The sequence below is a fragment of the Bradyrhizobium sp. NBAIM03 genome (assembly GCF_020194055.1).
Taxonomy (GTDB): domain Bacteria; phylum Pseudomonadota; class Alphaproteobacteria; order Rhizobiales; family Xanthobacteraceae; genus Bradyrhizobium; species Bradyrhizobium yuanmingense.
On the sequence record NZ_JADYVS010000015.1, the window covers coordinates 89328 to 101698 of the forward strand.

11 protein-coding genes are annotated in these 12371 nt (G+C 65.3%); 6 read left to right on the top strand and 5 right to left on the bottom strand.

Annotation, left to right across the window (positions count from 1 at the left end; translation table 11 throughout):
• Positions 1-288: 288 nt before the first annotated feature.
• The 4 genes from I6F21_RS22505 to I6F21_RS22520 all read right to left on the bottom strand — a co-directional run bounded on the left by I6F21_RS22505 (position 289) and on the right by I6F21_RS22520 (position 5742).
• The gene (locus tag I6F21_RS22505; RefSeq protein WP_225140571.1) at positions 289-831 is read right to left on the bottom strand and encodes a DUF3325 family protein; all 543 of its coding nucleotides are present in this window, start codon (positions 829-831) and stop codon (positions 289-291) included.
• 355 nt (positions 832-1186) lie between these two features.
• Entirely contained in the window at positions 1187-3208 is a 2022-nt protein-coding gene (locus tag I6F21_RS22510) for a YgiQ family radical SAM protein (RefSeq protein WP_225140570.1), read from the bottom strand.
• A gap of 84 nt (positions 3209-3292) precedes the next feature.
• Positions 3293-4705: an amidase family protein gene (locus I6F21_RS22515; protein ID WP_225140569.1), complete on the bottom strand. Its 1413-nt coding sequence runs from the start codon at positions 4703-4705 to the stop codon at positions 3293-3295.
• A gap of 2 nt (positions 4706-4707) precedes the next feature.
• Positions 4708-5742, bottom strand: a complete 1035-nt coding sequence (locus I6F21_RS22520) for a LacI family DNA-binding transcriptional regulator (protein WP_225140568.1) — start codon at positions 5740-5742, stop codon at positions 4708-4710.
• 202 nt (positions 5743-5944) lie between these two features.
• On the opposite strand from I6F21_RS22520, the gene I6F21_RS22525 reads away from it, so the two are divergent.
• The 6 genes from I6F21_RS22525 (at position 5945) to I6F21_RS22550 (ending at position 11694) form a co-directional block, all read left to right on the top strand.
• Positions 5945-6886: an ABC transporter permease gene (locus I6F21_RS22525; RefSeq protein ID WP_036014490.1), complete on the top strand. Its 942-nt coding sequence runs from the start codon at positions 5945-5947 to the stop codon at positions 6884-6886.
• Entirely contained in the window at positions 6886-7794 is a 909-nt protein-coding gene (locus tag I6F21_RS22530) for an ABC transporter permease (protein WP_225183449.1), read from the top strand. The genes I6F21_RS22525 and I6F21_RS22530 overlap by 1 nt, the downstream gene beginning before the upstream one ends.
• Positions 7791-8780: an ABC transporter ATP-binding protein gene (locus I6F21_RS22535; RefSeq protein WP_225140566.1), complete on the top strand. Its 990-nt coding sequence runs from the start codon at positions 7791-7793 to the stop codon at positions 8778-8780. The genes I6F21_RS22530 and I6F21_RS22535 overlap by 4 nt, the downstream gene beginning before the upstream one ends.
• Positions 8777-9805: an oligopeptide/dipeptide ABC transporter ATP-binding protein gene (locus I6F21_RS22540; RefSeq protein ID WP_225140565.1), complete on the top strand. Its 1029-nt coding sequence runs from the start codon at positions 8777-8779 to the stop codon at positions 9803-9805. Before I6F21_RS22535 ends, I6F21_RS22540 begins: the two co-directional genes overlap by 4 nt.
• 25 nt (positions 9806-9830) lie before the next feature.
• The gene (locus tag I6F21_RS22545) at positions 9831-11396 is read left to right on the top strand and encodes an ABC transporter substrate-binding protein (protein WP_225140564.1); all 1566 of its coding nucleotides are present in this window, start codon (positions 9831-9833) and stop codon (positions 11394-11396) included.
• A gap of 160 nt (positions 11397-11556) precedes the next feature.
• Positions 11557-11694 carry a hypothetical protein gene (locus I6F21_RS22550; RefSeq protein ID WP_162130853.1) on the top strand — a complete coding sequence of 46 codons (138 nt, stop codon included), beginning with the start codon at positions 11557-11559 and terminating at the stop codon, positions 11692-11694.
• A 6-nt stretch (positions 11695-11700) separates the two neighbouring features.
• On the opposite strand, the gene I6F21_RS22555 is transcribed toward I6F21_RS22550, so the two are convergent.
• The gene (locus I6F21_RS22555; protein ID WP_225183450.1) at positions 11701-12366 is read right to left on the bottom strand and encodes a GntR family transcriptional regulator; all 666 of its coding nucleotides are present in this window, start codon (positions 12364-12366) and stop codon (positions 11701-11703) included.
• Between the last annotated feature and the right edge of the window lie 5 nt (positions 12367-12371).

Below are 12371 nucleotides of genomic sequence, written 5' to 3' on the forward strand. Positions count from 1 at the left end.
CGCGACCGGTAAACAAGCAAGCGACACTTTCGGGTTGATTAACGATGAATCCCCAAAGCGGGGACACTCAATGAATGCGCAAGCCCCTAGGAAATTACGCTTTCGCTCGTGTGCCGGTAAAGAAGAGCATGATACAGGGCGATGCGGATGTCCGCTTCGGGTCAAAAGCTGACGCTAGGCAGGCAGCGCGGCAAGGTCAGCTTTGGACCAGAAGCAGACAAAGTCACGACCATCTATTTGCCGCATCCACGACCGTTTCTGGCCAGCTTGATCACGAAACGAATACCTTCAACGTCGAGTGACGGAGCGGACGCGAGCATCATTCTGTCGACGTCGCGCCGTGCGGGCAGCCAGTCTTCCCCACCCGATCAGCGCACAAAACACGATGGCGGCAGCCATCGTGGTGTGACCACTGAACATCACGAGGCCCACGCTCCAGCTCTTTGCGGCCACGAGGATGCCGAGCGCCAGCAGCAGCACCCCTGCACCGGCAGCCCGAAGTCCATAGGTCGTCACCCGCGGCAGCGCCTTGCCGAAAATATCGCGCTGCTGGCGGTGCGTGGCGAAAGCCAGCGCAGCAAAGCCCGCCAGACACAGCCCAAGGGCAAGCAGATGGATCATTCTGCCGCACCGCTTGAAGCAATGGTGACCGGCACCTGCGGCATGCGCTTCGATTGCACAATGGATCGGTTCCGGGCGGTGCGAACAGCCAGAACAACATGGAGCAATGCGAGTGCAGCACGTCACGTCGATGCCGGCGAACCCCCAGTCGCCTTGCGCCAGGCTGTGCCACAGCGGCCGCTGCGTCGTCAGCGCGTTGAGGACGGGCAAGAGGGCGCTTGTGGCGAACCTGCAAGCCAAGCCGGAGAAATTCGGGCGCGGCGCGGTGAGCTCAAGCTATCGATACGGAGCAGCAGGACGGGTTCGTCTCATCCACGTTCCGCGATGGTGGCATCATACGCCTGTTTTGCCCGACGATCAAGCGAATTTCGCAAAAACAGAAAATTGACCGTTTCCCCGGGCCGATCATGCCTCGATTTGCGGTCGATGTTCGCGCCGATCTCATCGCGCTCGTAAGCCGTTGATCTTGCTACCCCCGGCTACTGTGCATGGGGTTGTTTTCGAACTTCCGTTTTGACGACGCGAAGACGCCACACCAAACCGTGCCAGATCCGGCTCACGCCCGCTACTTCATCACCCGCAGGCCCTTGGTCGTGAACCGCTGCGTCCTGCCGCCGGGCCGCATTGGCCGCTTGGTGCCGGCGGCCTTGCCGGTGCCGGGCGGCTGATGTGCTGGCACGAGCTGATGCGGCTGCGAGCCGATCAGGTCGCGGCGGCCCATCTCGATCAAGGCTTCGCGCAGCAGCGGCCAATTGTCGGGGTCGTGGTAGCGCAGGAACGCCTTGTGCAGGCGGCGCTGGCGCAGGCCCTTGATCGCCTCGACCTTGTCGCTGCCGCCGTGGCGCACGCCGCGCAAGGGGTTGACGCCGGTGTGGTACATCGCAGTCGCGGTCGCCATCGGCGAGGGCAGGAAGGTCTGCACCTGGTCGGCGCGGTAGCGGTTCTTCTTCAGCCACAGCGCGAGGTTCATCATGTCCTCGTCGGTCGTGCCCGGATGCGCCGCGATGAAATAGGGGATCAGGTAATATTTCTTGCCGGCGCGTTCGGCCGCCTCGTCGAACATGCGCTTGAACTTGTTGTAGGCGCCGATGCCCGGCTTCATCATCTTGTCGAGCGGGCCGCGCTCGGTATGTTCAGGGGCGATCTTCAGGTAACCGCCGACGTGATGGGTGACGAGCTCCTTGATGTATTCGGGGCTCTCGACGGCGAGGTCGTAGCGCACGCCGGAGGCGACCATCACCTTCTTGATGCCTTTGGTCTCGCGCACCTTGCGATAAAGCCGGATCAGATCGTCATGCGAGGTGTTGAGGTTCGGGCAGATCTCGGGGAAGACGCAGGAGGGACGGCGGCATGCCGCCTCGACCTTCGGGTCCTTGCACGCCATCCGGTACATGTTGGCGGTGGGGCCGCCGATGTCGGAGATGACGCCGGTGAAGCCCGGCGTCTTGTCGCGGATACGCTCGATCTCGCGCAGGATCGAGCCTTCCGAGCGGTTCTGGATGATGCGGCCCTCATGCTCGGTGATCGAGCAGAAGGTGCAGCCGCCGAAGCAGCCGCGCATGATCGTCACCGAGAACTTGATCATCTCCCAGGCGGGGATGCGTGCATCGCCATAGGACGGGTGCGGCGCGCGCGCGTAAGGCAGGTCGTAGACCGCGTCCATCTCTTCCGTGCTGAGCGGGATCGGCGGCGGGTTGAGCCAGAGGTCGCGGTCGCCGTGGCGCTGCACCAGCGGCCGCGCATTGCCGGGATTGCTCTCCCGGTGCAGCACGCGCGAGGCGCGCGCATAGGCTTCCTTGTCCTGCTCGACCTGCTCCAGCGCCGGCAGGCGGATCACTGTAGCGCCCTTCTGGCGCGATGCGCCCTCGTCGGCGGACTCGAGATCGTCGGCGTGCAGCTCGGTGTAATCGTCCGGGACCTTGCGGAACAGCGCCACGCCCCTGATGTCGTCGAGCTCGCGCGGCGCTTCGCCGGCCGCGAGCCGGTGCGCCACTTCGACCACGGCACGCTCGGCGTTGCCGTAGAGCAGCAAGTCCGCCTTGGCATCGGCCAGCACCGAGCGGCGCACCTTGTCGGACCAGTAATCGTAATGCGCGATCCGGCGCAGCGAGGCCTCGATGCCGCCGAGCACGATCGGCACATCCTTGAACGCCTCGCGGCAGCGCTGGGCGTAGACGATCGTGCAGCGGTCCGGCCGCTTGCCGCCCTCGCCGCCCGCCGTATAGGCATCGTCGCTGCGGATGCGGCGGTCCGCGGTGTAGCGGTTCACCATGGAATCCATGTTGCCGCCGGTGACGCCGAAGAACACTCTTGGCTTGCCGAGCGCCTTGAACGGCTCCGCCGAATGCCAGTCCGGCTGCGCGATGATGCCGACCCGAAACCCTTGCGCCTCCAGCAGCCGGCCGATGATCGCCATGCCGAAGCTCGGATGGTCGACATAGGCATCCCCGGTCACCAGCACGATGTCGCAGGCGTCCCAGCCGAGCGCGTTCATCTCGGCGCGGCTCATCGGGAGGAACGGCGCCGGCTTGCGCGGGCGCGCCTGGGCCATCAGCGGCTTTTCGGCGGTGGTCATCTGGGTGTCCATGGCGCCTACGCATAGGGCTCCGAGGCCATGAATTCAACCGACGGGCGCGTGAAAGATCAGGTTCCGCGGGACATCGCCTTTCCCTCAGGATGGCGAGGAAAACGCCTGCTCGATCCGCGCCGCGAAGGAGATCAGGCGCTCCTCGCTATGCGGTGGGCCGACGACCTGCAAGGAGACCGGCATGCCGGCCCCATCGCGGCCGGCGGGCACCGCCAGCGCAGGGCAGCCGAGGATCGACCAGACATAGGTGATCATGATCCAGTCTATGTAGATCTTCGATGCGGTCCCCTCGATCTCGGTCGGCCACATGATCTCGACCGGAAAGGGCGCGACCTGCGCGGTCGGGCAGATCAGGATGTCGAACTCCCTGAAGAAGGTCTGCATGCGCCGATAGATCGCCGCCCGCTGCTCCATCGCGGCCGCGATGTCTCTCGCGGACAGGCTTTCGCCATGGGCGATGTCGCCGGCGACCTCAGGCGTGAAGCGTTCGCGCGATTGCGGCCAAAGCCTGCCCCAGGTGGCGAGATAGGCGAGACCACGCAGCGCGCGGATCACGCGCGGCAGCCCGGCGAGATCAGGGGCGGTCTCGCTCATCCTGCAGCCGGCGGGTTGAAGCCGGTCGATCGCGCCGCGGAAGGCGGAACGGATGTCGTGATCGACCGGCAGCAGGCCGAGATCCTCGGACACCGCTATTCGCTCCGCCCATCCGGGTCGTGCGGCGGCGTTGCGGAACGATGCGGGATGCTTGCGCGACAACAGATCGGGCGGATGGAAGCCGGCCATCGCATCCAGCATCAAGGCAAGATCGGGAATCGTCCGCGCCATCGGTCCCTCGACGAAAACGGTGTCGAACGGATCGGAGAGCGGCTTTCTCGGCACGAGGCCCGGTGTGGGCCTCAGCCCCGCAACACCGCAAAATGCGGCCGGCGTGCGCAGGCTGCCGCCGACATCGTTGCCATGGGCGAGATAGACCTGATGCGCGGCCAGCGCCGCTGCCGATCCGCCGGAGGAGCCGCCCGCGGTCAGCGCAGGAAAGAACGGATTGCGCGTCGCGCCGAACAGCGCGTTGGTGGTGTTGGCGCCGCCGAGCTCCGACAGATTGCTCTTGCCCACGACGATGGCGCCATTGCGCTGGAGACGATCGATCGCGGGAGTCGATATCTCGGGGGCGCCGCGGGCCGTCAGCGCGCTGCCGCCGCTGGTCGGCACGCCTGCGACATCGGTGTTGTCCTTGACCGCGAGCGGAAGTCCGCAGAGCAGGGGCCAGTCCTCACCGGCCGCCTTTTTCTCCATAAGCCGCCGTGCTTCACCCCGTGCGGCCTCGAAGCAGCGAACCGGAATCGCGTTGATTCCCGCATCCGTCGCTTCGATCCTGTCGATCGCGGCATCGACCACGTCGAGCGGCGACAGATGGCCTTTGCGAATCTCGGCAATGGCGTCGACGGCGGACAGCGCAAGAATGCCGGTGGAAGGCGCAAGGCCGGGCGCATCACTCATCTCTATGTCCGGATCGCGGCGGTGGACCCGCGCACCACCAGCGCCGGCTGAAGCTGGATCGATCTCGCCTCTCCCTCGACGCCGGAACGTCCCTCCGAAACTCGCGACAGCAGGGTCGAGACCGTGGTTTGGGCAATCGCCTCGGATGGCTGCGTCACGATGGTCATGCCCGGCCGCACCAAGCCGGCCCACGGAGGCTCGTCGACCGCGATGACGGAGAGGTCGTCGGGAATCGAGAGACCGCGCTCGGCAATGGCGCGAAGCAGTCCGAGCGACAGATGATTGTTGGTGGCGAAGATCGCGGTCGGTCGCTGCGCATGCCGCAGGAGCCGCATTGCGGCGGCATGGCCGGCGGCCTCGGAGAAATTGTCCTTCTCGATCAGCCGTTCGTCGAGGGTGGTGCCGCGCGAGGCCAGGCCGCTTCGGAGGCCATCGAGGCGGTGGCGCGCGATCTGATGCTCGGGCGATCCCATGATCACGGCGATGCGGCGATGGCCGAGATCGTCGAGATGTTCGGCCGCGAGCCGTCCCAGCGCAACGTTGTCGGTCGTGACGGAGTCGAGGTCGAGCCCCTCGATGCGTCGGTCCACCAGAATGCCCGGCATCGGCAAGTCCGCCAGCGCGGCCTGGCGTCCGCTCCAGCCGCGCCGGGTCGGGATGACGATGACGCCGTCGGCGCGCTGCGACAGCAGCATGGCAAGATGCCGCTCTTCGCGCCCGGGGTCTTCGGCACTGTTGCAGAGAATGACGGAATAGCCCGCGGCGCTCGACAGCCACTCGATGCTTTCGACGAGCTTCAGGAAGTAGGGATTGGCGAGATCCGCCACGAGCAGCCCGAGGATGCGCGTGGCGCCGCTGCGCAGGCTGCGGGCGCTGGCATGCGGTGCATAGCCGAGCTTGCGTGCTGCCGCATTGACGCGCGCCTGGAGGAGCTCGCTGACCTTGCCCGACCGGTTGAGCGTCTTCGACACGGTGGCCACGGAGACACCGGCGAGCCGGGCGACCTCGTGGATAGTGGGCAATGGCCCTGCCGGCATCAACCATTCTCCTGTTAAACGTTTTTGTATTGGTTGAATTGACTGGAGGCAAGCCAAAAGAGCATGACAAGTGTACAATACCGTTGCGATAGACCAGCTTCCGTGCTTCATTAGAAAAACGTTTAACTAAGACCAGGGAGGCAATGGTGCGTGGGCTGGATGGCGTCCGGCGATCGCCGGTCTGCATTTGCAGGCGCTCGGCATGACCGGCTATGTGGTCGGTCGGCTGTTCGCGGCCATCCCCGTGCTGCTCGCCGTCGCGGTATTCGTCTTTCTGCTGCTCAGCCTCGTGCCGGGTGATCCCGCCGTGCTGATCGCCGGTGACTTCGCCTCGCCGCCACAGGTGGAGGCGGTGCGCCAGGCGCTCGGACTCAATCTGCCGCTGCTGCCGCGTTTCCTCGCATGGGCCGGCCGCATCCTGAGCGGCGATTTCGGCCTGTCGCTGTTCAGCCGCATCCCGGTCTCGCAGCTCGTCGCCCAGCGGATCGAGCCGACGCTGCTTCTCTCTCTCATGACGATCACGATCGCGGTCGTCGTCGCCGTGCCGCTCGGCCTCGTCGCCGCCTATCGTCCGAGGGGGCTCGTCGCGCGCCTGACCATGGCGGGGGCGGTGCTCGGCTTCTCATTGCCGGTCTTCGTCGTCGCTTTCGCGCTTGTCTATACGCTCGCACTCGGCCTGCACTGGTTTCCGGTGCAGGGCTATAAGCCGCTGTCGCAGGGCGTGCTGGCCTGCCTGCATTCGCTCGTGCTGCCCGCGATCTCGCTGAGCTTCCTCTATATCGCCTTGATCGCGAGGGTGACGCGCGCTGCGGTGCTGGAGGTGCTGCGCGAAGATTATGTCCGCACCGCCCATGCCAAGGGGCTCGCGGCCCGCAAAATCATCGTACGGCACGTGCTCAGCAATGCCGCAGTCCCGATCATCACGGTCGTCGGCATCGGATTTGCCGCGCTGCTTGGCGGCGTCGTCGTTACCGAGACCGTGTTTTCCATTCCCGGCCTCGGCCGGCTGACCGCAGACTCCATTCTCCGGCGCGACTATCCGGTGGTGCAAGCCCTGATCCTGCTGTTCGCCTTCGTCTATGTCGTCGTCAATCTCGTGGTCGACATTCTCTACGCTGTCGTCGATCCGCGGATCCGGTACTGATGCAGGACGAGCCGATGGCGATGACCCACGCAGCTGAAGGGCTCGATGCGCCGGACATCGGTGTCAACCGGTTTGCGCAGATCGCGAGCCTGCCGGTTCGCCAGCCCATACTGGCTCTGAGTTGCGTTCTGCTGCTCGCCTTTGGCGTGACGGCCGTCGTGAGCCCGTGGATCACCGCGGATCCCGCTGCGCTGGACCCGCTGAACCGGCTTCAGCCGCCGTCGCCGGCGGAGCCCTTCGGCACCGATCAAGTCGGACGTTCCGTGTTTGCCCGCGCGCTGGTGGGAACGCGGGTTTCGCTGTCGGTCGGCATTGCCGTTGCGGTTCTCACCACGCTGATCGGCGTGTGCATCGGTGTCATCGCCGGTTATTTCCGCAGCGTCGACAAGATCGTAATGCGCGCGATGGATGCGGTGATGGCGATCCCCGCGATCCTGCTCGCGATCGCACTCGTGGCGCTGATTGGCGCTTCGCCCATCGTGATCGTCACGGCGATCAGCCTCCCGGAAATTCCCCGCATGGCGCGCGTGGTGCGCGCCAGCGTTCTCAGCTTGCGCGAACGCGTCTATGTCGAGGCCGCCATCACTTGTGGCGGGCGTCCCGTGACCATCCTGCATCGTCACATCCTGCCCGGCGCTGCCGGGCCGATCATGGTGCAGTCGACCTACGTCTTTGCCTCCGCGATGATCCTGGAATCGATCCTGTCGTTTCTCGGTGCAGGCACGCCGCCCGACGTGCCGAGCTGGGGCAACATGATGTCGGAGGGACGGCAGTTCGTGCAGATCGCGCCGTGGATTCTCGGCTTCCCAGCCTTGATGCTGGCGATGACGGTGCTCGCCGCCAACCTGCTCGGCGATGCGCTTCGCGACCTGCTCGATCCGAGCTTTGCGGGAGGCGAGATGCGATGAGTACGCCGCTGCTCTCCGTCGAGAACCTCTCCATTACACTCAACAGGCGAGGCACCCCGGTGCCGCTCGTCCGCAACGTCTCGTTTGCGATCGATCGGGGTGAAACGCTGTGCCTCGTCGGCGAGAGCGGCTGCGGCAAGAGCCTGACCGCGCTCTCCATCATCGGCCTGCTCAACCGAAGCGTCATGCAGGTCGCTTCCGGTCGCATCCTCTTCGAGGGGCGCGATCTCGTCACGCTCGGGGCCGAGGAACTGCGCAAGCTCCGGGGCGACCGTCTCGCGATGGTGTTTCAGGAGCCGATGACGTCGCTCAATCCGCTGCTGCGGGTCGGCGAGCAGATCGCGGAGGTGATCGTCGAGCATCGTGGCGTGTCCGAGGCGGACGCGCGGCGGCAGGCGGTCGGATTGCTCGATCTCGTCCGCATTCCGGATGCGCGGCGACGGGCCTCCGAATTTCCGCACCAGCTTTCCGGTGGCATGCGGCAGCGCGTGATGATCGCGATGGCGCTCGCCCTGCGCCCTGCATTGCTGATCGCCGACGAGCCGACCACCGCGCTCGACGTCACCATCCAGGCCCAGGTCTTGACCCTGATCGACGATCTGCGTCGCGAGTTCGGCACGTCCGTGCTCCTGATCACGCACGATCTCGGGGTGGTCGCGGAAATGGCCGACCGGGTCGTCGTGCTCTACGCCGGCAGCATCGTCGAGCAGGCCGGCGTCAACGGCATCTTCGATGCCGCGGCCCATCCCTATACGCGCGGCCTGCTTGGGGCGATCGGCCAGCTCAACAGCGGCATCCGCGATCGTCTCGTCGAGATTCCCGGCAGCGTGCCGAGCCCGGTCTCGCTCGGCACCGGCTGCGCCTTTCGCCAGCGCTGCGGCGCGGCGATGCCGGTGTGTCACTCGGAGCCGCCGTTGTTGTCGGGCGCTGACGAGCACCTGACGGCATGCTGGCTGGGCAAGGCCGGCGCGATGGTGCCGGCATGAGCGCCGTCCTCGAGGTCTCAGGTCTGACCCAGATCTTCACCTCACGGCAGGGGCCGTTCGGATTGTTCGGCCGGCGCGATCTTCGCGCCGTCGACGACGTCAGCTTCGTCGTCGCGCGCGGACGTACCTTCTGCCTCGTTGGTGAAAGCGGCTGCGGCAAGACCACGATCGGCCGCATGGTCGTGCGCCTGTTGCGGCCGACGGCCGGCTCGGTCCACATCAATGGCGAGGACTTCGGCAATCTCTCCGGCGAGACGCTGCGCAGGAAGCGCCAGCAGGTGCAGATGGTGTTCCAGGATCCCTTCGCCTGCCTCAACTCGCGCATGACCGCGGCGGAGATCGTCGAAGAGCCCTTGCAGAATTTCGGCATCGGCGATGCGGTGTCGCGACGGCGGAAGGTCGCGCGTCTGTTCGACCAGGTCGGACTGCCCCAACATTTTCGCGCACGTCTGCCGCATCATCTGTCGGGCGGACAGCGGCAGCGCCTCGGCATCGCGCGGGCGCTCGCCGCGGATCCCGCGCTGATCGTCGCGGACGAGGCGGTCGCGGCGCTGGACGTGTCGATCCGCTCCCAGATCCTGAATCTCCTAAAGGATGTCCAGCGCGAGATCGGGATCTCCTATCTGTTCATCTCGCATGATCTCGCCGTGGTGCGCTATCTCGCGGACGACGTGGCGGTGATGTATCTCGGCGCCATCGTCGAGCAGGGGCCGGCGAAAGCCGTGTTCGCTGCACCGGTGCATCCGTATACGCGGGCGTTGATCGATTCCGTCCCTGCGGTCCACCCGCGCAACCGGCGCCGCCGCGCGGCTCTCGAAGGCGAGGTGCCGAGTGCCGCTTCGCTGCCGTCCGGATGCCGCTTTCGCACGCGCTGTCCGTTCGCGACGGACATTTGCGCGCAAGCGGCGCCGGCGATGACTGAAGTCACGCCCGGCCATGCCGTCGCCTGTCATCACGCAGGATCGCTGCCACGCTTCGACGCGCCGGGTCCGGGCCGGGCCGTAGCCCCCGACGCAGTTGCCTAGAAACAGAAAACGGGAGGAGTACCAAATGAGATCGCCGAACGGAACATTTGCGGTCATGATGGCGGCAGGTTGGCTGGGTGCAATATCGCCTGCCGTTGCGGAGACGGTGCTCAAGATCCGCCCCTTTGGCGATCTCAAGCAGATCGATCCCGTGATCACGTCCGACTATATGGTTCGTAACCACGGCTATATGGTGTACGACACGCTGTTCTCGCTGGACGAGAAGCTCGTCGCGCAACCGCAAATGCTGGAGTCCTTCGCGGTCAGCGGCGATCAACTCACCTATTCCTTCACGCTGCGCGGCGGCCTGACTTTCAGCAACGCGCAGCCGGTCACCGCCGAAGACGCGGTCGTTTCGCTGAAGCGCTGGTGGCAGCGTGACGGCCTTGGGCAACAGCTTGCCTCCGTCAGCGACAGCCTGACCGTTAAGGACGAAAAAACCTTCGAGCTGAAGCTCAAACGTCCTTGGGGGCTGGTGATCGACGCGCTCTCCAAGCCGAGCTCCAATGTGCCCTTCATCATGCCGAAGGGGATCGCTGCGACGCCGGCGGACACCGCCATCACGGATGCGACCGGCTCGGGTCCCTTCATCATGAAGAAGGACGAGTGGGTTCCGGGCTCCAAGGTCGTTTACGTCAAGAGCCCGTCCTACAAGTCGCGCGCGGAGCCGGCGAGCGGGCTTGCCGGCGGCAAGCTCGCCAAGGTCGACCGGGTCGAATGGCATTACATCCCGGATGCGCAGACCGCGCTCAATGCACTCCAGGCCGGCGAGATCGACATTTTCGAGGAGGTGCCGCCGGACTTCCTGCCGACGCTTGCCGGCAATCCCGACATCAAGACGATGCCGCAGGACACGCTCGGCATGCAGATGGTGTTCCGCATGAACATTTCGGTCCCGCCGTTCAACAATCCAAAGGTCCGGCAGGCGATCAGCTACATGATCGACCAGGACAAGTTCGCGCGAGCCTATGTCAGCGACCCCAAGCTCTACAAGAGCTGCCCGAGCTTCTACATGTGCTCATCACCCTATTTCACGGCTGCCGGCTGGACCAAGCCCGATATCGAAAAGGCCAAGAAGCTGATCGCCGACAGCGGTTATGACGGCACGCCCGTCGTGGTGCTGCATGCCACCGAAAGCGGGCCGACGAATACGTTCAGCCTCGTCGCCGAGCAGATGATGCGCCAGATCGGCCTCAAGGTCGAGCCGCAGGCGATGGACTGGGGCACGCTGGTTGGACGCCGCGCGTCCAAGGAAACCGTCGACAAGGGCGGCTGGTCGCTGTTCATGTCGGGACCGACGGGCGCCGACATGTTCGAGCCGGTCGGCCACCTTGGGCTGCGCGCAAACTGCGACAAGGCCTGGTTCGGCTGGCCTTGCGACGAGCAGATCGAAAAGCTGCGCAACGAATTCGCGTTGGCGACAGATCCCGAGCAGAAAAAGAAGATCGCAGCCGACCTCCAGCTCCGCGCCGTCGACTATGTGCCGTATTGGCCTGCTGCACAGCTCTATCTGGTGCGGGCGGTACGCAGCAACGTTGACGGCCTCGTAAAGGGAGCGGTCCCGGTCTACTGGAACATCACCAAGAAGTAGTGCGATCCGGCACGGCGCCGGAGGAACCAATCGCTCCCAGCAACATTCAAATTGAGGGTTCGACGCGGGCCCGGGTTGCGCGCGCCTCCATCGTCTCGGCGTCCGTGACGTCGCCTCTGGCGATGGGGGAATCGTGGGTACGGTCATAGAGAACTTGCTGATGCGGAAGCAGAAGCTGGTGGAACAGCTCGAACAGGCGCCATCGGTGGAGGATCGCGACCGAATCGAGCACCAGCTCGAGCAAATCAACACCGCGCTCGATTTTCTCGACAGGCCGGGATCGAAGGAGGAGCGGTAGAGGCGCTCAATCCACCTTCAACGCCCTAGCATAGACCATTCCCGAATTCGTGATGTGCGTCGTCATCAGGCCTTCGAAGGCGGCGAACTCGCCGCGCGCGAACAGATCGAGCAGCTTGCGGTGCTCGTCGAAGGACGTGCGGGTGCGCACGTCGATCGGCGAGGTCAGATTGGTGCGCAGCGCGGCGACGCGGCCGGAGACGAGCTGATAGGATTCGGCGAGATAGCGGTTGCCGCAATGGGCGAACAGCGCCTCGTGAAAAGCGGTGTCGGCGCGGCCATAGGCGATGTTGTCCTTTGCCGCGACGGCCGGCTCCATCGCCGCGATCGCCGCGCTCATGGACGCAATCGCGCCGTCGCGGTCATTGCGGAAGGCGAGCTCGGCGGCCTTGGGCTCGAGCGCAATGCGGAAGGTGCAGAGCGCATGGATGTCGTCCGCACTCGGCGTGAAGACGAAGCTGCCGACCTGGGGTCGGATCACCACGAGTCCCTGCGCCTGCAGCTGGCCCATGGCCTCGCGCACCGGTGTGCGGCTGACGCCGAAGGAATTGGCCACCATCTCCTCGGAGATGGCAGCGCCTAACGCGAACTCGCCGTCGATGATGGCCTGGCGCAGCCGCAGCATCACCCGCTGCGACAGCGATTTCGGCGTATCGAGCTTGAGCGATCGCATGGTGC

Bases quoted from the DNA above. Each gene is read 5' to 3' on its own strand.
- I6F21_RS22510 (WP_225140570.1), bottom strand. From the start codon at position 3,208: ATGGACACCCAGATGACCACCGCCGAAAAGCCGCTGATGGCCCAGGCG.
- I6F21_RS22515 (WP_225140569.1), bottom strand. From the start codon at position 4,705: ATGAGTGATGCGCCCGGCCTTGCGCCTTCCACCGGCATTCTTGCGCTG.
- I6F21_RS22540 (WP_225140565.1), top strand. From the start codon at position 8,777: ATGAGCGCCGTCCTCGAGGTCTCAGGTCTGACCCAGATCTTCACCTCA.
- I6F21_RS22520 (WP_225140568.1), bottom strand. From the start codon at position 5,742: ATGCCGGCAGGGCCATTGCCCACTATCCACGAGGTCGCCCGGCTCGCC.
- I6F21_RS22550 (WP_162130853.1), top strand. From the start codon at position 11,557: ATGCGGAAGCAGAAGCTGGTGGAACAGCTCGAACAGGCGCCATCGGTG.
- I6F21_RS22555 (WP_225183450.1), bottom strand. From the start codon at position 12,366: ATGCGATCGCTCAAGCTCGATACGCCGAAATCGCTGTCGCAGCGGGTG.
- I6F21_RS22525 (WP_036014490.1), top strand. From the start codon at position 5,945: ATGACCGGCTATGTGGTCGGTCGGCTGTTCGCGGCCATCCCCGTGCTG.
- I6F21_RS22535 (WP_225140566.1), top strand. From the start codon at position 7,791: ATGAGTACGCCGCTGCTCTCCGTCGAGAACCTCTCCATTACACTCAAC.
- I6F21_RS22545 (WP_225140564.1), top strand. From the start codon at position 9,831: ATGAGATCGCCGAACGGAACATTTGCGGTCATGATGGCGGCAGGTTGG.
- I6F21_RS22530 (WP_225183449.1), top strand. From the start codon at position 6,886: ATGCAGGACGAGCCGATGGCGATGACCCACGCAGCTGAAGGGCTCGAT.